This window comes from Stenotrophomonas pictorum JCM 9942 (assembly GCF_001310775.1).
In the GTDB taxonomy this organism is placed as follows: domain Bacteria; phylum Pseudomonadota; class Gammaproteobacteria; order Xanthomonadales; family Xanthomonadaceae; genus Stenotrophomonas; species Stenotrophomonas pictorum.
Map to the genome: position 1 here is coordinate 1 of NZ_BAZI01000015.1, position 18,031 is coordinate 18,031.

Annotated in this window: 23 protein-coding genes and 2 pseudogenes; all 25 read left to right on the forward strand. The window is 64.3% G+C overall.

All coding sequences use genetic code 11. The annotated features are described in order from the left end of the window. On the forward strand, positions 1-812 hold an 812-nt coding region (locus JCM9942_RS02120), incomplete at its 5' end, for a hypothetical protein (RefSeq protein ID WP_054657241.1). A gap of 170 nt (positions 813-982) precedes the next feature. Next, the gene (locus JCM9942_RS02125; RefSeq protein ID WP_054657243.1) at positions 983-1,435 is read left to right on the forward strand and encodes a lysozyme; all 453 of its coding nucleotides are present in this window, start codon (positions 983-985) and stop codon (positions 1,433-1,435) included. Between the two features lie 5 nt (positions 1,436-1,440). Then, positions 1,441-1,722, forward strand: a complete 282-nt coding sequence (locus tag JCM9942_RS02130; RefSeq protein WP_145974360.1) for a tropomyosin — start codon at positions 1,441-1,443, stop codon at positions 1,720-1,722. Further along, complete coding sequence (locus JCM9942_RS02135; RefSeq protein ID WP_089153120.1) at positions 1,719-2,180, forward strand: lysis system i-spanin subunit Rz; 462 nt, start codon at positions 1,719-1,721, stop codon at positions 2,178-2,180. Before JCM9942_RS02130 ends, JCM9942_RS02135 begins: the two co-directional genes overlap by 4 nt. A gap of 26 nt (positions 2,181-2,206) precedes the next feature. Beyond that, the gene (locus tag JCM9942_RS02140; protein WP_054657247.1) at positions 2,207-2,506 is read left to right on the forward strand and encodes a hypothetical protein; all 300 of its coding nucleotides are present in this window, start codon (positions 2,207-2,209) and stop codon (positions 2,504-2,506) included. Next, complete coding sequence (locus tag JCM9942_RS02145) at positions 2,488-2,862, forward strand: DUF1064 domain-containing protein (protein ID WP_241772757.1); 375 nt, start codon at positions 2,488-2,490, stop codon at positions 2,860-2,862. Before JCM9942_RS02140 ends, JCM9942_RS02145 begins: the two co-directional genes overlap by 19 nt. Beyond that, positions 2,862-3,188 (forward strand): HNH endonuclease signature motif containing protein, encoded by a 327-nt coding sequence (locus JCM9942_RS19565; RefSeq protein WP_054657249.1) that lies wholly within the window; start codon positions 2,862-2,864, stop codon positions 3,186-3,188. The genes JCM9942_RS02145 and JCM9942_RS19565 overlap by 1 nt, the downstream gene beginning before the upstream one ends. Positions 3,189-3,456: 268 nt before the next feature. Further along, on the forward strand, positions 3,457-3,684 hold the full coding sequence (locus JCM9942_RS02155; protein WP_054657251.1) for a hypothetical protein: 228 nt from the start codon (positions 3,457-3,459) through the stop codon (positions 3,682-3,684). A gap of 129 nt (positions 3,685-3,813) precedes the next feature. Beyond that, a complete protein-coding gene (locus tag JCM9942_RS02160) occupies positions 3,814-4,224 on the forward strand; it encodes a P27 family phage terminase small subunit (RefSeq protein WP_054657253.1) in 411 nt (136 codons plus the stop codon). Beyond that, positions 4,172-5,947 carry a terminase large subunit gene (locus JCM9942_RS02165; protein WP_083468367.1) on the forward strand — a complete coding sequence of 592 codons (1,776 nt, stop codon included), beginning with the start codon at positions 4,172-4,174 and terminating at the stop codon, positions 5,945-5,947. The genes JCM9942_RS02160 and JCM9942_RS02165 overlap by 53 nt, the downstream gene beginning before the upstream one ends. 13 nt (positions 5,948-5,960) lie before the next feature. Continuing rightward, entirely contained in the window at positions 5,961-7,316 is a 1,356-nt protein-coding gene (locus tag JCM9942_RS02170) for a phage portal protein (protein ID WP_241772756.1), read from the forward strand. Next, a pseudogene (locus JCM9942_RS19825) lies at positions 7,285-8,048 on the forward strand (head maturation protease, ClpP-related). The gene JCM9942_RS02170 and the pseudogene JCM9942_RS19825 overlap by 32 nt, the downstream one beginning before the upstream one ends. A gap of 65 nt (positions 8,049-8,113) precedes the next feature. Continuing rightward, positions 8,114-9,322, forward strand: coding sequence for a phage major capsid protein (locus JCM9942_RS02180; protein WP_054657255.1), 1,209 nt, complete (start codon positions 8,114-8,116; stop codon positions 9,320-9,322). 79 nt (positions 9,323-9,401) lie between these two features. Then, the gene (locus JCM9942_RS02185) at positions 9,402-9,851 is read left to right on the forward strand and encodes a hypothetical protein (protein WP_054657257.1); all 450 of its coding nucleotides are present in this window, start codon (positions 9,402-9,404) and stop codon (positions 9,849-9,851) included. Between the two features lie 50 nt (positions 9,852-9,901). Continuing rightward, the gene (locus tag JCM9942_RS02190; protein ID WP_157722741.1) at positions 9,902-10,477 is read left to right on the forward strand and encodes a head-tail connector protein; all 576 of its coding nucleotides are present in this window, start codon (positions 9,902-9,904) and stop codon (positions 10,475-10,477) included. Continuing rightward, positions 10,474-10,689: a phage head completion protein gene (locus JCM9942_RS02195; RefSeq protein ID WP_054657261.1), complete on the forward strand. Its 216-nt coding sequence runs from the start codon at positions 10,474-10,476 to the stop codon at positions 10,687-10,689. The genes JCM9942_RS02190 and JCM9942_RS02195 overlap by 4 nt, the downstream gene beginning before the upstream one ends. Before the next feature lie 107 nt (positions 10,690-10,796). Further along, positions 10,797-11,279: an HK97-gp10 family putative phage morphogenesis protein gene (locus JCM9942_RS02200; RefSeq protein WP_054657263.1), complete on the forward strand. Its 483-nt coding sequence runs from the start codon at positions 10,797-10,799 to the stop codon at positions 11,277-11,279. Beyond that, the gene (gene gp17 / locus JCM9942_RS02205) at positions 11,279-11,644 is read left to right on the forward strand and encodes a tail completion protein gp17 (RefSeq protein WP_054657265.1); all 366 of its coding nucleotides are present in this window, start codon (positions 11,279-11,281) and stop codon (positions 11,642-11,644) included. The genes JCM9942_RS02200 and gp17 overlap by 1 nt, the downstream gene beginning before the upstream one ends. An 85-nt stretch (positions 11,645-11,729) precedes the next feature. Then, complete coding sequence (locus tag JCM9942_RS02210; protein WP_054657267.1) at positions 11,730-12,446, forward strand: phage tail tube protein; 717 nt, start codon at positions 11,730-11,732, stop codon at positions 12,444-12,446. Positions 12,447-12,559: 113 nt separating this feature from the next. Then, complete coding sequence (locus tag JCM9942_RS02215; protein ID WP_054657269.1) at positions 12,560-12,931, forward strand: hypothetical protein; 372 nt, start codon at positions 12,560-12,562, stop codon at positions 12,929-12,931. Positions 12,932-13,298: 367 nt separating this feature from the next. Continuing rightward, positions 13,299-15,458, forward strand: coding sequence for a phage tail tape measure protein (locus JCM9942_RS02220; RefSeq protein ID WP_054657271.1), 2,160 nt, complete (start codon positions 13,299-13,301; stop codon positions 15,456-15,458). A 2-nt stretch (positions 15,459-15,460) separates the two neighbouring features. Continuing rightward, a complete protein-coding gene (locus JCM9942_RS02225) occupies positions 15,461-16,057 on the forward strand; it encodes a DUF2460 domain-containing protein (protein ID WP_241772755.1) in 597 nt (198 codons plus the stop codon). Next, positions 16,054-16,944, forward strand: a complete 891-nt coding sequence (locus tag JCM9942_RS02230) for a DUF2163 domain-containing protein (RefSeq protein ID WP_054657275.1) — start codon at positions 16,054-16,056, stop codon at positions 16,942-16,944. The genes JCM9942_RS02225 and JCM9942_RS02230 overlap by 4 nt, the downstream gene beginning before the upstream one ends. Further along, entirely contained in the window at positions 16,941-17,333 is a 393-nt protein-coding gene (locus tag JCM9942_RS02235) for an NlpC/P60 family protein (RefSeq protein WP_054657277.1), read from the forward strand. The genes JCM9942_RS02230 and JCM9942_RS02235 overlap by 4 nt, the downstream gene beginning before the upstream one ends. Then, positions 17,330-18,031 (forward strand): annotated as a pseudogene (locus JCM9942_RS02240) (hypothetical protein); the annotation flags it as partial. The gene JCM9942_RS02235 and the pseudogene JCM9942_RS02240, both read left to right, overlap by 4 nt.

The window sequence follows — 18,031 nt, forward strand, 5'->3', positions numbered from 1 at the left end:
AAGTGCAGCCGGATGATGTCCGCCGAGTTCTTGCACAACTAAGCGCAGTTAGGCCAGTTCTAATTGTTCTTGACGAGTTCGATCGAATTGAAAGCAAGTCGGTCCAGGCATTGGTCGCCGATACGATCAAGGGTCTATCGGATTTTGGAGTCAGTGCGTCGATACTTTTGATCGGTGTTGCTGAATCCATATCGGAGCTGATTGAGGGCCACCTATCCATTGAGCGTGCTTTGGTCCAAATTCCAATGCCGCGAATGACAGATGCTGAAATCGACCAGATCTTTGATAAGGGCATGGCAAGGCTAGGAATGGCAATCGAGGACTCTGCCAAAGCCCATATGCGCAATCTGTCCCAAGGGTTGCCATACATAGCCCACCTGCTCGCTCTGAATGCCACGAAGACGGCAGTTTTTGACAATTCTCCGCTTGTTCGGCGTGCGCATGCCGATGAAGGAATTCTCAAGTCACTGGATCAGTGGCAAGAGTCGATCAAAACGGCCTATTACGTCGCGATCAAGAGTCAGCAGCCAGGAAACATCTATAAACAGGTGTTGTTGGCATGCGCAATCGCTGAAGTTGACGAGATGGGATATTTTACTGCGGCTGCTGTGCGTGCGCCGGTGACTGCTATTGCCAAACGTCCACTGGACATTCCGAACTACGCGCGTCACCTCAAAGAGTTCAGTGAGGAGGGGCGCGGCCCAGTTATTACTCGCATCGGAACAGAGCGAAAATTCCGGTATCGCTTTGTAAACCCACTCATGAGACCGTATGTGATCATGAGGGGGCACGCGGAAAAGTTGATCCCATAGTTCTTAGTTGAAAGTGACGTCACCAAATGGTCGAAATCTGCGACCGTCAATAATTGTCACCAAAGCCCTGGCCGAAAGCCGGGGCTTCTTCGTTTCCGCCCGTCCCCCGATCCGGACCAATCATCGAGCCAGCCGGCTGCGGTGACGGGCGCCTATTACTTGGAGCAACCATGTCCGCATACGACAACGCAGCCGCCGTCGTGCGGAAGTGGGAGGGCTGCCGCCTGACCGCGTACCCTGATCCTGCCAGCGGCGGTGATCCGTGGACCATCGGCTATGGCGCTACCGGCCCCGGCATTCGCCGCGGCACCGTGTGGACGCAGCAGCAGGCGGAGCAGCGTCTGGAGCAGGACGTGAATCGGTTCGTGGACGGCGTGCGCCGCATGCTCAAGCGCCCGGCCACGGACAAGCAGTTGGGTGCTATGGCCTCGCTGGCCTTCAACATCGGGCTCAAACGCTTCGAGGGTTCCACGCTGCTGCGCCTGTTCAACGAGGGCAAGACCGAGGCGGCCGGCAAGCAGTTCGGCGTCTGGACACTGGCCTCTGGCAAGCGCATGCAGGGGCTGGTGAATCGCCGGGCCGATGAAGCGAAGGTGTTCGCAGGCGGCGAGGTTGGCGAGTGATCGATATGACCGGCTCCGATGTGGCAGTGGGCGGCGGTATCGCGCTGCTGGGCAAGTTCCTCTGGGACCGATTCATCAGCACCGACGGCAAGTCCTACGACGCTTTGGTGAATCAGCAGGGTGACCGCATCAACGCGCAGGAGCAGCGACTTGTGGCGCTGGAGCAAGGACTGGACGAAGAGCGCAAGGCGCGCCGGGATGCGGAATCCAAGGTCTACGAGCTGACCTTGCGGATACAGCGGCTGGAGTCTGAGCTGCGCCGGCACAACATCGAGGTGCCCCAGTGATCACCCGCGCCCACATCCTCGCCTGCATCGGCCTGTTCCTGCTGGGCTGCCTGGTTGGCCGCGAGTGGCGCGACCGCTCCGCCGATCTGGCCGAGAGCCGGCAGGAAGTGAAGCAGCTGGTGGAGCAGGTCGAGGCAGTGCAGGGCGCCCGGGCCATCGAGCAATCCCAAGGCCAGGCAATGGCCGATATCGGAGCAAAGCATGAAGAAGACCGGGAAGCGGCCGCGGCCGTCCCTGCTGCTGTTGTTGCTGACCTGCGTGCTGGCAATGTCCGCCTGCGGCAAGAGTGGGCCGGCTGTGAGACCCGACTACTGTCCGAAGCCGTCGCCAGCACCGTCGAACGTGATGCGGCAGCCGCAGTACGAGCAGAGGCTGCGGGGCGAATTGTTCGAATCGGCCGAGACGCGGACGATCAGCTCCGGGCCTGCCAGGCCGTGATCGCAGGTGACCGGCAGTGAGGGCGCGCGTTGCTCGGGTTGGCCGAATGGTGCTCTACAGCCTCAGTGAGCTCGACGCACGAATCATCAATGCGCGGCGGATAGGCAAGGCCGAACAGCAGGACGCGCTGATCGATGAGCGGCTGACTCCTGGAGTGCAGGTCCATGAGGGGAGCTGTGTCGCCGCTGGTGATGGCTGCCCGGCGGTTATCGTGCGGGTCCTCGACGATGGGCGCGTGAATCTGAAGGTGCTGCTGGATGGCAATGACGATCACTGGGTGACTTGTCGCTGTTCGTCCGGTGCAGATCTGATTCCGGGTACCTGGTCATGGCCGAAGCGGCGGTGATGAGGCGGAGCAAGAGCGGTGGGCATCTGGCGCTTGGGCGCCTGAAGGCCGGCCAGATGAACCGGACAGAGGCCGCGTATGCCGACCGGCTGCGCGCGCTGGAGCATGCTGGCGAGATCCAATGGCACCGGTTCGAGGGCATCAAGCTGCGCCTCGCCGACAGCACGTTCTATACCCCGGACTTCGCTGTTATGGCCGCCGACGGGGTGATGGAGATGCACGAGGTCAAAGGGTTCTGGCAGGACGATGCCAGGGCCAAGATCAAGATCGCCGCGGCCCAGTATCCATTCCGCTTCATCGCCGTTCGGGTGAAGGCCAAGAAGGAAGGTGGCGGCTGGGATGTGGAGGAGTTCTGATGCCGGCCGCCCCGCAGAAGCACCGGCCCTCGGCCCCGGCAACCAGGCGGCACACGCCGCCGCAGGTGGACCGGCAGGCCAAGCGCACGCTACCTACGAACAGTGCGGCATGGCGCCGGCTTCGGGCCGCGATCCTGGCTGATGAGCCGCTGTGCAGGATCTGCGCCAGCAAGGGTTACACCCGCGGTGCAAACCACGTCGACCATATCAATGGTGATCCGAGCAACAACGACATGACCAACCTGCAGCCCCTGTGCGCTCCATGCCACAGCAGGAAGACCGCAGCAGAGGACGGTGGATTCGGGAACAGGAAGGTGAAGGCATGAATCTGGTAACGATCATTCCCCCAGACAGCAAGCCAGGGAATCCCTCGCTGGCGAGTGGGACAAGGGTTGTGCTTGCTGATGGCTCGGAGCTGCAGGGCATCACGCGACTTTCGCTGTCGTGCGAACCAGGCGACGTGTGGCGCGCTGAGATTCACTGCCTCCCCCGCTTGGGTGAGCTGTCCGGGGTCGTGGCTGACGTTATATGCCCACGCCCTAAGTGGTGGCGGCGCGCACTGTGCCGGATTGCTGGTGTGAAGGTAGGTGGGGCATGAACATCACATGGACTGCGAATTGCCCAACCGGAGTTCCGGCAGATGCCCAGGTCGTCCGGGAGCTGACCGCCGCCGTGCAGGAGCTGACGCTGGTGGTGCAGGGCCTGACCGGCGTTCTGATCGAGGACCGCGAGCAGGACCAGATGATCGATGTGACGACTGCTGATGACGGCCAGATCCATCTGCCCGCCGCCCACCGATACATGGATGGAACGACCGGCTGAGATGAGCAGGGGGGGGAGGTCAAAACTCTGGAGCGGCCCCTTCTCGACACGTGCGCCCAGCCATTTATTTGCACCGTCAGTTGGGAAAATTCGATTTTTCAGAGGTAGCGAGACCCCGCAGGTAGGACCATGGCAAACCCACGCAAGCCCTCAAACCTGAAGATCGTTGCCGGGACGGACCGGCCGGATCGCGAAGGGTCGGCGGCTGTCGATTTGCCCTTGGTGGAAGAGATCCCGCCGGCGCCGGATTGGCTGCCGAACGCTCACGCGATCAAGGAGTGGGACCGGCTGGCTCCGATCCTCCATGCGAACAAGCTGCTGACCGAGGCCGGTATTTCGGCGCTTGGCCAGTTGTGCGCCCTGCATGGGAATGTGGTGCAGATGTATGCCGCCGGCTTGGCTCCGGTCGCGTCCATGGTGGCGCAGCTTCGCGGGCTGATGAATGACTTCGGCCTGACGCCGGTTGCGCAAGGAAAGGTAAAGCCCAATGGCGACACGACGAAACCGGGGAACAAGTTCACCGGGGTCGGGAAGCGCTGAAGGGGAGGAGCGGGACTATGTCGCCATCGCGGTCGACTATGCGCGGCGGGCGGTAGCGGACAAGAAGGGGCGGGAGTTCGGGAAGCTGCTTCGGCTCGGCGCCAAGCGGTTCCTCGATGACCTGAAGCGGGCAAAGAAGCGCGGGGCACCGTTCCACTTCGACGAATGGCACGCGGCGGATCCGTGCCGGTTCCTGGAGCGACTGCCGCACGTCGAGGGGAAGTGGGAAAAGCCAGACATCGTCCTGCACCCGTCCCACGTCTTCTTCGTTGTCCAGCTGTTCGGGTTCCGCAAGTCGACCGGCGCGACCACGCTGGCCGATGGTTCGAAGTTCTACCCGCGGCGCTTCAGCTCGGCATTGTTTGCAGTAGCGCGCAAGAACGCCAAGTCCACGCTGTCGGCGGGCATCCTGCTGTACTGCGAGTGCTGCGAGCCAGAGGAAGGGGCGCAGGTGATCAGCGCCGCGACCACGTTCCCCCAGGCGTCGATCATCTTCAACGTGGCGAAACGGATGGTCGAAAAGACCGCCGACCTGCGCGAGGCCTTCGGGCTGGAGACGTTCGCCAAGTCGATCGCGCGGTTCGAGACCGGGGCCAGCTTCAAACCGATTCACGCAAAGGCGTCGACACAAGACGGCTTGAACCCGTCGCATGTGGGCCTGGACGAGATCCACGCACACAAGACGCCGGACCTGTTGAACGTGCTGACCTCAGCAGCCGGCGCGCGTAGCAATCCGCTGTTCCTCTACACCACGACGGAGGGCTACACCAACGCCGGCCCGTGGGGCGAGATGCGGCAGTTCGCCAAGCAGCTCCTGCAGGGCGTGTTCGGCGACACGGCCGACCACTTCCTGGCGGTGTTCTTCGCAGTCGACGAGGAGGACGGCGACTTCGCGGAGTCGGCGTGGCGAAAGGCGAATCCGCTGGCGGACTGCAACCCGCATCTGATCGCAGCGATCCGGAAGGAGGCGGTCGAGGCGAAGGCGATGCCGTCGAAGCTGGCCGAGTTCCAGATCAAACGGCTGAACCGGCCGGCGGCAGTAGCTGGCGGCTGGATCCTGCTGCCGAAGTGGAAGGCCTGCGATGGTGCAGTGGATCTCGAGGAGCTGCTCGACGTTCCGTGCTGGGGCGGGCTCGACCTCGCCAGCACCCGCGATCTCACGGCGTTCCGTCTGATCTGGAAGCTGGACGACCGGATACTGACGTGGGGCAGGCGCTGGGTTCCTGCTGCAGCGGTGGCGCAGCGCACCGAGCGCGGAACCGTGCCGTATGCGGGCTGGGTTGCTGCCGGGCACATCGAGCAGACCGAAGGTGAGGTGACCGACTACGCGGTGATCGAGGCCGCGGTGCTGGAGGCGCGGGAGCGCTTCAACATCCAGGCGATCGGCTACGACAGCTGGAATGCCTCGGACTTGGTGAACCGGTTGGTTGCCGAAGATGTGCCGATGATCGAGTTCGTGCAGGGGCCGAAGTCGTTCCACCCGGCCATGCAGGATCTCGAACGGGCCTACATCGGCGGGCAGCTGACCCACGGTGGCGATCCGGTATTGACCTGGTGTGCTGCGAATCTGGTGGCGCGGCGAGATCAGAACTTGAACATGGCGCCCGACAAGAAGCGGTCGCCGGAAAAGATCGACGACATCGTCGCGCTGCTGATGGCCATCGGCGTCAGCGGCGGCGAGGCCGAACCGGAATCCATTCAACAGGGCTTTGTTGCGCTCTGACGGGAGTATCACTTTGACCGCACAAATCGCCCGCGAGCGCCTCGGTGCTGCGCTTGCCATGGATCGCGCGGCGCATGTGGCTGCCGGGGTGCGCGCGCTGGTTGAATACCAGGACGTTCCATCGTCCGATGCCATCCGGATGGGCCAGATCTTCGGCGCCAGCGCCACGGACTCCGGCGCCGTCGTCAACGAGCGGACGGCCATGAAGGTGGCCGCCGTCTATGCGGGCGTGCGCTTGCTGGCCGGTGCGATCGCCACCACTCCGTGCAGTTTCTACCGGAAGACGGTCGGAGAGGATGGCCGGCGCGGCCGGGAGAAGGCTGGCGATCACGACTACTGGTGGCTGTTCAATGAGCAGCCGTGCGAGCGCTTCAGCGCTGCCACCTTCTGGGAGTTCATCATGTCCCAGACCCTACTGCGCGGGGACGGAATCGCCTACCTGGTGCGCGCGCACAAGTACTCGCCGGCGGTGACGAACGTGATTCCGGTGCCGCGCGACAACGTCGAGATCACCCGCAGCGGCCAGCGCCTGCTCTACAAGATCCACGATCAAATGGCCGATGGCAGCACCGGTTATTTCGTTGCCGACCAGGACGACGTTCTGCACTTCCCGAACTTCGGCTTCAACGGCACCTGTTCTCCGTCGGTCATCGCCCTGGGCGCCCGGCAGGCCATCGGCATTGCACTGAAGGCAGATGAACACGCCGCGCTGACGTTCGGCGGTGGTGCGTCGATCCAGTACGCAGTCAAAGCGCCGAAGGCGATGAGCCTTCAGCAGCAGGGGGAGTTCCGTGATGCATGGGTCGCCAAGTACGGCAGCGGCCAGGGTCACAGCAAGATCCCGCTGATTCTGACCGAAGGCCTTGAGGTGCAGGAGCTGTCGATGACGGCGGCCGATGCGCAGCTGCTGGAGTCGCGCCGGTTTCAGGTGGTGGATATTGCCCGGGCGATCGGCGTTCCGCCGCACATGATAGGTGAAACGACCGCCAGCACCAGCTGGGGCAGCGGCATCGAGCAGATGTCTCAGGGGTTCGTCCGCTATGCGCTGCGCCCGCACCTGCACCGATATGCGCAGGAGCTGAACCGGAAGCTGTTCCCGCGGCTGGACCGATTCTTCGTCGAGTTCAACGTCGACGGCCAGCTGGAAGGCGACTCCAAGTCGCAGGCCGAGTACTTCGGCAAGGCGCTTGGCGGGCCGGGCGCGCAGGGCTGGATGACGGTCAACGAAGTGCGCGCCCTGAAGAACCTGCCGCCGGTCCCCGGTGGTGACGTGCTGTTCAAACCCACGGCAGCAGCAAAGAAGCCGGATGACAAGGAAAAGCCTGATGAACAAGATGATGAACCGACTGCTCCGGCTGCAGGCGCTTAACCGCAACGCGCCGCGCGAGTACCGGATCGAGGCCCGGGAGGACTCCAACGAGGTCGCCGTCTACCTGTACGACATCATCGGCTATGACTGGTGGACCGATGGCGGCGTGACCGCCAAGCAGTTCGCCCGCGACCTGGCTCCGCTGAACGGTAAGACCATCCATCTGCATATCAACTCGCCCGGCGGTGATGTGTTCGAGGGTCGCGCCATGGTGGCGGCGCTGAAGAAACACGAGGCAGGATCATTGTCCATATCGACGGGATCGCCGCCTCGGCTGCCTCCTTCATCGCCATGCATGGCGACGAGATCGAGATCACGCAGGGCGCCTTCGTGATGATCCACAACGGGTGGACCTTCGCCCTTGGCAATCGCCACGACCTGCGCGAAACCGCCGACCTGCTGGAAAAGGTGGACGGGTCCATCGTCGACGACTACATGGGCAAGGTGAATGCCGAGCGTAGCCAGGTAGAGCAGTGGATGGACGACGAGACCTACTTCACCGCGGCCGAGGCAGTGGAACACGGCTTCGCCAACAGGATTGCCGGGGGCAGTGAGTCCGGAACCGCGAAGGCCCGCACTTGGAACCTGTCGGCCTACGACCGCCCGCCGGCTGAGCTGCAGCCCGAGGCAGTGCCCGAGGTGGTCGGCAGCCAGGAAGAATCGGATCAGGACTTGGCGCACGCGCACCGCTTTCGCGCGCTGGCCGTGCACGAAAAGAAGAAATCCGCGTAGGAACCGCTCCCGCGCGTAACCCTGCCGCCGAAAGGCGGCTTTTTTATGCCCACGAGGAAAACACAATGAGCAAGTCGATTCAGGCTCTGCGGGAGCGCCGTTCCGCTCTGGCGAAGGACACCCGCAATCTGCTGGAGAACAACACCGGCGCCAACTGGAAGCCGGAACACCAGACTACCTACGACGCCAACATGGAAGAAATCGGCCGCATCGAGGCCGAGATCGACCGCCTGGAGAAGGTCAATGCACTGGACGTCGAGCGTAGCGCCCGCGACTTGGGCATCGAGATCGTCGACAAGGTCGATGGCAAGGAAGTCCGCAATGCCCTGCTGAACAAGTGGCTGCGCGGCGGCGACAACGCCTTGTCGGCCGAGGAATGGCAGACCGTCCGCAACACCATGTCCACCTCCACGCCGGCTGAGGGTGGCTATTCGGTGGAGTCGTCGGTGGCTGCCGAGCTGATCAAGGCCATGAAGGCCTTCGGCGGGATGCGTGATGTGGCGACCCCCCTTGCGACCACCCAGGGCAACCCGATGAACTGGCCGGCGATGGACGACACTGGCAACACCGGTGAGCTGGTGGCCGAGAACACGTCGGCGGCTGACCAGGATCCGGCCTTCGGCACGGTGGCGCTGAACACCTACAAGTTCAGCTCCAAGGTGGTTACCGTGCCGCTGGAGCTGCTGCAGGACTCGCAGCTGGACATCGATTCGATCGTGGTGGACCTGCTGGCCGAGCGTCTGGCCCGCATCCAGAACACGTACTTCACCACCGGCACCGGCACCGCCCAGCCGCGCGGCATCGTGACCGCCTCCTCCTCCGGTAAGGTGGGCGCGACCGGGCAGACCGCCACCGTCACCTACGACGACCTGGTGGATCTGGAACATGCGGTGGATCCCGCCTATCGCAACGCGCCGGGCGTCGGCTTCATGATGAACGACGCATCCGTGAAGGTGCTGCGCAAGCTGAAGGATCTGGAAGGCCGCCCGATTTTCGTGCCGGACTTTGGTTCCGCCCCGGCCACCGTGCTGAACCGCCCGATCACCGTCAACCAGGATGTCGCGGTGATGGCGGCGAACGCGAAGTCGATCCTGTTCGGTCGCCTGTCGAACTACCGCATCCGCGACGTGATGGCAGCCACGCTGTTCCGCTTCACCGACTCGGCCTACACCAAGAAGGGGCAGGTCGGCTTCCTGGCCTGGCAGCGCGCCGGCGGCAATCTGCTCGATACGTCGGGCGCCACCGTCAAGTACTACCAGAACTCCGCGACCTGATCGCGGCCATCGCCTGATCACAGGCATGTGCGGCGCCCGGTTTCGGCCGGGCGCCCCTTCGTTGATAGAGGAAACGGCTATGTCCAAGAAGAACAGCGCGGCGAACAGCGCCCCCGCAGTGGTACTCAATGGGTCCGACAGCTTCCCCGCCACAGTGGAACTGGCGGAGGGCCGGGCCATTCCCCTCGGCAACCTTGTCGCATACGCGCATGCCGCCTCCGGCCTGTCTGCCGAGGACTGGAACAAGCTTGAGGCCGAGCAGCGTGATGAAATGCTCCAGAAGAGCGTCGACGCCCTGAAGGCTGAAGGCGATGCCGGGAGCCCACCGCCGCCCCCACCGCCGCCGAAAGGTGGCAAGAAGGTCAAGGCGCGAGTGCTGGTGGCCGGCGTGATCGATGGGGAATCCCGCCAGCCGAACGACGTGATCACCGTCGATTCTGAAACCCTGAATGGGAATCCCGGCGTGCTGGACGCTGATCCCGCCGCGGTGAAGTACGCCGAGTCCCTGAAGGATTCCGCAGAGGATTGATCGCAGGGGCCGGATATCCGGCCCCTGTCGTCAGTGCTTTGGAGATGACTATGCGTCTGCGCCAGATTTCACCGCCGAGCGCCACACCGATCACGGTCGGTGAAGCCCGCGATCACCTCGAGCTGTTCGGCTCCGGCCACGATTCCAAGCTGGCCGGCATGATCGCCGGCGCCGTGTCGCACCTGGATGGGGTGACCGGCGTATTGGGTCGGGCGCTCGTCGAGCAGGAGTGGGAACTGTCGCTGGACTCCTTCGGGGGCGCGGCGATCAGCCTGCCGCTCCCACCGCTCAAGGCGGTCACGTCGGTGACGTACATCGATCCGGCAGGCGCGGAGCAGACACTCTCGTCGTCTGCCTACAAGGTCGATGCGGGCGAGAACGGCCGCCTGCTGCCCGCATTCGGCACGACTTGGCCGTCCACGCGCGCTGAGTCTGGTGCGGTGCGGGTTCGGTTCACGGCTGGGTACGGCACCGCGCCAGCGGATGTGCCGGCAGCAATCCGCTCCGCACTGCTGCTGATGGTTGGCGATCTGTTCGAGAACCGGGAGGCGCAGACGGCCGGGCCGCTGATCGGTAACCCAACGGTGGACAACCTCCTGTTCCCGTTCCGCAAGGTATTCCCATGAAATCCGGCCGGCTTCGCCATCGCATCGCGATCCAAGAGCGACAGCTGGTCGTCGCGCCCAATGGTGACCGCGAATGGTCGTGGGTCGAGGTCCACGCGGATGTGCCGGCCAGCTTCACCGGCGGGCCCGGCCGCGAGTTCCTGGCCGCCGAGTCCATCCGGGCCGAGACGGTTGGCCGCTTCGAGCTGCGCTATCTGCGGCATCACCGCTGAAATGCGGGTGGCCTGGGATGGCCTGGTCTGGAGCATCAAGGCGCCGCCGATTGTCGACGCCACCGCGCGCCGGATGATGACGCTACTGGTGGGCGCTGGGGTAAACGATGGCTGAGATCCGCGGGTTGAAGGAAATTGGCGACCGCCTGCGCGCGCTGCCACCGGCGCTCGGCTCCAAGGGTGGTGGGCCGCTGCGGTATGCGCTGATGCAAGCGGCGAAGGTGATCCGCTCCGAGGCGCAGGCGCGCGTTGCCGTTCGGTCAGGCGCCCTGCGCGACAACATCGTCACGAAGCGGCATTCGAATCCCAAGGCGGCCGGCGTGACCGAGCGCTATGACGTGGGCATGAAGGGCGGCACACGGCGGCTCGCCGACAACGTCCGCAACCGCCGGGCGCGCCGGGCCGGTCAGAGGGTCCGCACCGCCGGAAAGGTGTTCTATGGGCGCTTTCTGGAGCTTGGCACCGTGAAGATGCAGGCCAAGCCGTTCCTGCGGCCGGCGCTGGAGGCGAAGGGCGAGCAGGCGGTGCGCGCGTTCCGTGATGCGTTCCTGCGCGCGGTGGAGATGGCAGAGAAGAAGGTGGGCCGCTGATGGCTATGGAATCCCCGGTCTACATGCTGCTGGCGGCGACCCCTGCGCTTTTGGCGCTCGTGCCGGCCGCCAGCATCTACAAGAGCGGCATCGCCGCTGAGAACGCCGTGGCGCCGTACATCACGATCCAGGAGATCGCCACCACGCCCCAGAACTACGTCGCGGGCCGGCCAGGCATCGACACGTTCCGGCCGACTGTGAAGGTGATGGCCGAGACCGAGGGCCAGTGCCGGAAGATCGCCGAGCTGGTGCGCGACGCGCTGGAGCTAGACGGCCACTGTCTGATCGCCGACGGCCCCGAGCAAGACACAGAGACCAGGTTGTTCGTCCACTTCAGCGACTGGCATTTCCACATCAACCGATAACCGAATCGCTCACAGAGCGTATGCGGCCCGCCACCCGGCGGGCTTTTTTGTGCCCCGCTTCCGGGGTTTCATGAGGGTTCCAACAATGAGCAATGAACTCCGCACCCAGGGCACCGAGCTGTACATGCTCGATCCGGATGCAGCCCCCGGCAGTGAAGTGCTGAAGATCGGCAACATCACCGGCTACGGCGACTTCGGCAAGCAGTCCAACGACATCATCACCACCAACCTGGATTCGGTGGCCGTCGAGAAGCTGGCGGGCCTGCCGGATAACGGCGACCTCGGCCTGACTGTGAATGTCGACCCGAAGGGCGCATCCCACCAGAAGCTCGAAGCCCTTGCCGGCACCGACGCGCGCCGCGTGTTTGTCATCGGCTATAGCGATGGCGTGGGCGTTGCGCCGACGGCCACCAAGGGCGTCGGCAGCGTCACCATCGGTACGGCTGGAACCGGCTACACGACCGCCCCGACCGTTGCATTCTCCGGAGGAGGCGGCACCGGCGCTGCTGCAACGGCAATCGTTTCTGGCGGCGCGGTCACCGCGATCATCGTTACCAATCCGGGCACCGGCTACACCTCTGCACCCACCGTCGCCCTCACGGGTGGCGCCGGCTCCGGCGCCGCGGCCACCGCCGTGCTTGGCAGTCTGGACCTGGCACAGCCGCCGGCCACCGACCGTACCTCCCAGAAGTTCCTCGCCTCGGTGAAGGCATTCCGCCAGTCCGTCGGCCTGGACGCAGTGGTCACCGCCAACGTCGCGCTCGGCATCTCCGGCGAGATGACCCGCGTCTGGAAGACCTGACCCCGCAACCACTCAACGGCTCACCCGAACGGCTACCGCATTCGGGTTCCTGCCGGCTCTGCGCTGTTCGCCGTGGCGCATCCGGCTGGAACCCGTCCGCAAGGAAATGAACCATGTCCCAGAAACAGAACGACTACTTCGCCGACCTGCTCGAGGGCGAAGGCCCGCAGAAGCGCACGGTCGAGCACAAAGGCAAGACGAAGGATGTCTACTTCCGCCGGATCACCGGTGGTGAGCGCGTGAAGCTGGCGCGCGGCCAGCGCGTGAAGGTCGGTGCGGACAACACCATGGACTTGGATATCAGCGACATGCTGATCAACAGGCACCAGTTGGTGCAGTTCTGCAACGTCACCGAGGACGGGAATCAGGTCTTCGCCAAGGTAGAGGACGTTCAGGCGCTGCCGGATTGGCTGGTCACCCAGCTGGCCAAGCACGCCGATGACGTGAACAAGGATCTGGAGGAGGCCGGCGCGGAAAAGCAGTAACGGCCGACCCCTGGCTGCGCTTCCTGCTGCGGCTCTCGTTCGACCTGAAGGTGCCGCTGGGGGAAATCCTGACGTGGCCGGCATGGCAGCTGGACGCCTATCGGGCTTTTGTCGATAGAGAGCTTCCGCCGGATCAGCGGATCGAGATGATCCTGGCGCAGATCGCCGCACGCGTGTTCAACGCGACCCGGCCGCAAGGGGTATCGGCCGTTTCTTTCCAAGACTTCCTGCTGCCACGCGAACTGTGGGGCTCCCCTGCACCTGCTGGAGGCTCACGCCGGAAGAGATGCAGATGATCGGCCACGTCGAGCGTCGCCCGACACAAACCTGACCCCGCTTCGGCGGGCATTCTTTTTGAGGAGTTCCCATGTCACTGGGCAAGGTCAGCATCATCGTCGACGCGGCGATGGCGCAATTCGAATCCGACATGGGGCGTGCCTCCCGCATCGTCGAGAAAGAGGCGAAGCGCTGGAAGGCGGAGCTGAAGCAGTACGAGGACCAGGCGAGGCAGGCGGGTAAGGCCGTCGGAGTGTTCATCGCGGCGGGCGTTGCCACGGCCAGCGCCGCGATCAAGTCCGCGATCGACGACATGGACGCACTGTCGAAGGCCTCGGTGAAGGTCGGGCTGCCGACCGAGGAGATGTCACGCCTCACCTATGCCGGTGGGCTGGCGGACGTGTCGATGGAGACCCTGACCTCCACCCTTGGCAAGCTGACCAAGTCGCAGGCCGCGGCGATGAGCGGCACTGGCGAGCAGGCCAAGATGTTCGAGGCGCTGGGCATCAAGGTGACCGACGCCAGCGGCAAGATGCGCAAGTCCAATGAAATCTTGTATGAGTTCGCCGACCGCTTCGCCGCGCTGAAGGGTTCGCCGGAGATCATGGCTGCCGGCTTTGCGATCTTCGGCAAAAGCTTCCAGGACATGATCCCGCTGATCAAGGATGGCAGTCAGGCCATCCGGGACGCGGGCGAGGAGGCCCGCATTTTTGGGCTGGATGTATCCACCACGGCCGGTCAGCAGGCAGAGTTGTTCAACGACAACCTCACTCGGCTGAAATCCGCCGTGCTTGGGCTGGCGCTGCAGGTTGCCACGGACCTGCTGCCCGATCTGGTGAAGCTGACCGACAACTTCGTGCAGCTGTCGAAGGATGGGAACGGGGTCAGTAGCACAGCGGCCCGTATCGCTGACGGACTACGCGTGATCGCCGCGATGTCCGGGTTCGTCGTCACCGCGTTCAAGCTGGTGGGCGAGACCATCGCCACGGTCATGGCGCAGGCGCACGCGGCGGTGCTGTTCATGACTGGCGACTTCCAGCGCGCCGCCGCGCTGTATGCCGATGCTTCTGCCGGGTGGGATAAGCAAGTCGACGACGCTTTCGGCGGCGGGCCAGCGAAGCCCCCCCGCGTCATCATGGCTGGCGAGGAAGAGGAGCCGATCGGGTTCTTCAAGAAATCAGCCGGTGAGATTGCCGCGGAAAAGCATGCAGCAGAGCTGCAGGCCCGATTGCAGAAGGCGCTCGCTGTCGGCGGATCTGGAGGTAAGGGGAGGGAAGCTGGCAAGGCCGGCAAGACCGACGAGCAGCGCGAGGCCGAGGCGCTGGCCAAGTCCTACCAGAGCCTGATCGACCAGCAGAACGAGCGCATCGCGCTGTTCGGCAAGGAGGGTGAGGAAGCGCGCATGGTCTACCAGACCACGCTCGGCTCCATGGCCAACCTCACCGCGGCGCAGAAGGAACTACTGGTCACCAACGCGCAGCGGCTGGACATGATGTCCGCCGAGAAGCAGGTCGCCGACGATCTTGCGCGCCTTGATGAGCGCCGCACGAAGTCGGCCCAACAGCTGCTGGCTGACCTGAACGATGAAATCGCGATGCTCGGCATGTCGGCCGAGGCGCAGGAGATCTACAACAACCTGAAGTGGGCCGGCGTCACCGCGGAGGAGGCGCTGGGCCGGGCGATCATTGAAACGACCGAGAAGCTGCAGCAGGCACGTGAGGCCAATCGAGACGTCATCTCCGCGATGGATGCTGTCCGCAGTGAGGGCGCGAACTTCCTCACCGACTGGGCCAGCGGCGCCAAGAGCTTCAAGGACGCGGCTATGGATGCGCTGGGTAGCCTGCACCGGCGCTTGCTGCAGATCGTCGCTGAAAACCTGATGGAACGGCTGCTGGGCGGCTTCGGTACCACCGGTGCAGGCAGCCCGGCGGGCGGGTTCATGTCATCCATCTTCGGCGCCATGTTCGGCGGTGGTCGCGCCGTCGGCGGATCCACCCAGCCCGGCCGCTTCTACGAAGTCAACGAGCAGGGCCCGGAGCTGTACAGCGCTGGTGGTCGCACCTGGTTGATGGCAGGTGATCGCGGTGGCCACGTCACCCCGTTGGCAGAAGGCGGCGGCGCCGGCCGTGCACCCATCCAGTATTTCAACACGACGATTCAGGGCCGGATGGATCGCACCACTGAAGAGCAGTTCCACCGCAAGCAGGGCCGGCAAGCGGCGCGCGGTATGTCACGGACCGGGGGCCGCTGATCATGTTCATCGATGCACGCCTTGATCACCGGGTGGCGTTCGGGTTCTCCGGCGGCCCGGAATACAACACGCTGATCGTCAACCTGGCCAACGGGCGGGAGCAGCGCAATCGCCAGTGGCTGTACCCGCGCCACCGCTACTCGGCGCAGTACAGCAACTTCCTGCCCGAAGCCCGGGATGCGGTGCTGGCCGCTTACCACGCCTGTGCCGGCCGGCTCCATGCCTTCCGGTTCCGCGATCACAACGACTACATCGGCACCAGTGAGATCCAGCACCCGACGCCCGGGACCACTGAGCCGCTGCAGCTGGTCAAGACCTACGCCTTCGGCGGGCAGGAAACCGTGCGGCTAATCCAGGCCCCGGTGCCGGGAACGTTCGCGCTGTACTGCGATGGCGCACCGATTACTGGCGATCTCGATTACGCCACTGGCATCTTCACACCCGCCACGGCTTGGCCGGTGGGCACCTATACCGCCGACTTCGAGTTTGACGTGTGGGTCCGGTTCGACAACGACTACAACGCCTTCGCCATCGGCGACAAATCCGGCGGCAGCTTCGTGGCTTCCTCTGATATCGACCTGCTGGAGGTGCGGCGATGAAGAACATCCCCATCGCGCTGCAGCAGCACCTGCAGCAGGACGCCACCAGCTGGTGCCTGTTGCTGCGCATCGAGTGCCGGGGGGCATGGGCGGGCACGGTGCTGGGGTTTACTACCCTGGACGCCCCGCTGCACTACGACGACGGCGCGGGGGTGATCACCTACCGCGCCGACAACGGGTTCGCGCCCGAGCGGCTGCAGGCCAACTCCGAGATGGACGTGGACAACACCAACCTGACCGGCTGGGTGTCCGATACCGGCATCACCGAAAAGCAAATCCTGGCCGGCATCTTCGACTACGCCGAGGTGACCATCTACCGGGTGAACTATCTGGACCTGCAGCAGGGCCATGAAATCGTCGCGTTCGGCACCTGCGGCGAGACCCGCTTCACCGAGTCCAGCTGGAGCACCGAATGGCGCAGCCTCACCCAGCAGGCCAAGCAGCCGATCGGGCAGGTCTACTCGCTCACGTGCCGCGCCCGCTATGGCGATGAACGCTGTGGCATGCCGTTCGTGTGGTCGGCTGGCGCCGTGTCAGGGCAAGCCAGCGACACCACCCGGTCGTTCTTCTGTGCGATGTCGCAGGCCGATGGCTGGTTTTCGGGTGGCGTGCTGGAGTGGCTCACTGGAAGCAATGCCGGCGCGCAGATGGAGGTGGATGATTTCACGGTTTCCGGCGCCGACCGCGCGCTGCGGCTGGCCTTGCCGATGCCATACCCGATCGAGGCCGGCGATACATTCCGCGTCCGGCAGGACTGCGACAAGCAGTTCACGACCTGCAAGGCCAAGGGCAACGTCCTGAACTTCCGCGGCGAGCACCTGACGCCGGTGGCCGATGCCGCGCTGGCCGTGCCAGGCGCATACGTGAAATCGGTGGACAGCGCATGAAGCAGGTCGAGATTGCCCGCAGCCTGCTGGGCGTGCGCTGGATTCACCAGGGGCGAGACCCGGCGGTCGGCATCGACTGCGCCGGCCTGCTGCTGATCGCCTACGGCAGCCAGCACGATCTGGCCGACTACCCACGCCACCCGCATGCCGGGCAGCTGGAGCGGCAGCTGGAGCGCCACTTCGGCCCGCCGGTGACCGATGGTCCCAGGGTCGGCGATGCCGTGGCCATGAGCTACGGCGAGAAGGGCGTGATCCGGCACTGCGGCATCGTCGGCGATTACATCCACGGCGGCCTGTCGCTGATCCATACAGACAGCATCTTGGGCTGCGTCACCGAACACCCGCTCGATGATTTCTGGCTCGCCCGCGTCCGGCAGGTGTACCGATGAGCGGCGCACAAATCGGCGGCGTAATCGGTGCTGTCGCTGGCAGCTTCATCCCTGGTGTCGGGACGCAGATCGGCTTCATGATCGGCTCCGCCATCGGCGGCTATGTTGACCCTGTACAGATCAAGGGTCCTCGACTCAGCGACGCAGCATCTCAAACCAGCAACGTTGGCGTGCCGCTGCCTTTCGGATATGGGCGATTTCCGACCGCCGGCAACATCATCTGGCGCGACCCGACGCTGAAGGAAATTGCCAAGCGCTCGCGAGGGAAGGGCGGCGGCACCAAGACCACCACCTACAGCTACACCCGCAGCTACGCCATCGGCGTGTGCGAGGGTCCGATCTACGGGTTCCTGCATATCAAGCGGAACGGAAAGCTGGTCTACAGCAGCGACCCGGACGCCACGATCGAGGACAAGAAATACAGCGCCAAGTGGCTGCAGAAGGCCAAGCTGTATTACGGCACCGAAACCCAGATGCCGGATTCAACCATCACCGCCGTCGAGGGCGCCGGCAACGTCGCCCCGTTCCGTGGCCTGGCCTATATCGTTGTCGAAAACGATGACCTGACCGACCTGGCCGGCGCGATTCCGCAGTATGAGTTTGTGGTGATCGCCTCGCCGCCCGAGGCGTATCTGACCAGCAAGCCCTATCCGCAAGAAACAGGCGACGTTGCGGCGACAACTCCCTCAATTATCAGC

What these genes read in the sequence shown, in the direction of transcription:
- JCM9942_RS02190 (WP_157722741.1), top strand. Translation starts at nt 9,902, where the DNA reads ATGCGTCTGCGCCAGATTTCACCGCCGAGCGCCACACCGATCACGGTC.
- gp17 (WP_054657265.1), top strand. Translation starts at nt 11,279, where the DNA reads ATGGCTATGGAATCCCCGGTCTACATGCTGCTGGCGGCGACCCCTGCG.
- JCM9942_RS19565 (WP_054657249.1), top strand. Translation starts at nt 2,862, where the DNA reads ATGCCGGCCGCCCCGCAGAAGCACCGGCCCTCGGCCCCGGCAACCAGG.
- JCM9942_RS02180 (WP_054657255.1), top strand. Translation starts at nt 8,114, where the DNA reads ATGAGCAAGTCGATTCAGGCTCTGCGGGAGCGCCGTTCCGCTCTGGCG.
- JCM9942_RS02235 (WP_054657277.1), top strand. Translation starts at nt 16,941, where the DNA reads ATGAAGCAGGTCGAGATTGCCCGCAGCCTGCTGGGCGTGCGCTGGATT.
- JCM9942_RS02165 (WP_083468367.1), top strand. Translation starts at nt 4,172, where the DNA reads ATGGCGACACGACGAAACCGGGGAACAAGTTCACCGGGGTCGGGAAGC.
- JCM9942_RS02130 (WP_145974360.1), top strand. Translation starts at nt 1,441, where the DNA reads ATGACCGGCTCCGATGTGGCAGTGGGCGGCGGTATCGCGCTGCTGGGC.
- JCM9942_RS02160 (WP_054657253.1), top strand. Translation starts at nt 3,814, where the DNA reads ATGGCAAACCCACGCAAGCCCTCAAACCTGAAGATCGTTGCCGGGACG.
- JCM9942_RS02155 (WP_054657251.1), top strand. Translation starts at nt 3,457, where the DNA reads ATGAACATCACATGGACTGCGAATTGCCCAACCGGAGTTCCGGCAGAT.
- JCM9942_RS02140 (WP_054657247.1), top strand. Translation starts at nt 2,207, where the DNA reads ATGGTGCTCTACAGCCTCAGTGAGCTCGACGCACGAATCATCAATGCG.
- JCM9942_RS02210 (WP_054657267.1), top strand. Translation starts at nt 11,730, where the DNA reads ATGAGCAATGAACTCCGCACCCAGGGCACCGAGCTGTACATGCTCGAT.
- JCM9942_RS02230 (WP_054657275.1), top strand. Translation starts at nt 16,054, where the DNA reads ATGAAGAACATCCCCATCGCGCTGCAGCAGCACCTGCAGCAGGACGCC.
- JCM9942_RS02145 (WP_241772757.1), top strand. Translation starts at nt 2,488, where the DNA reads ATGGCCGAAGCGGCGGTGATGAGGCGGAGCAAGAGCGGTGGGCATCTG.
- JCM9942_RS02185 (WP_054657257.1), top strand. Translation starts at nt 9,402, where the DNA reads ATGTCCAAGAAGAACAGCGCGGCGAACAGCGCCCCCGCAGTGGTACTC.
- JCM9942_RS02225 (WP_241772755.1), top strand. Translation starts at nt 15,461, where the DNA reads ATGTTCATCGATGCACGCCTTGATCACCGGGTGGCGTTCGGGTTCTCC.
- JCM9942_RS02125 (WP_054657243.1), top strand. Translation starts at nt 983, where the DNA reads ATGTCCGCATACGACAACGCAGCCGCCGTCGTGCGGAAGTGGGAGGGC.
- JCM9942_RS02220 (WP_054657271.1), top strand. Translation starts at nt 13,299, where the DNA reads ATGTCACTGGGCAAGGTCAGCATCATCGTCGACGCGGCGATGGCGCAA.
- JCM9942_RS02215 (WP_054657269.1), top strand. Translation starts at nt 12,560, where the DNA reads ATGTCCCAGAAACAGAACGACTACTTCGCCGACCTGCTCGAGGGCGAA.
- JCM9942_RS02195 (WP_054657261.1), top strand. Translation starts at nt 10,474, where the DNA reads ATGAAATCCGGCCGGCTTCGCCATCGCATCGCGATCCAAGAGCGACAG.
- JCM9942_RS02200 (WP_054657263.1), top strand. Translation starts at nt 10,797, where the DNA reads ATGGCTGAGATCCGCGGGTTGAAGGAAATTGGCGACCGCCTGCGCGCG.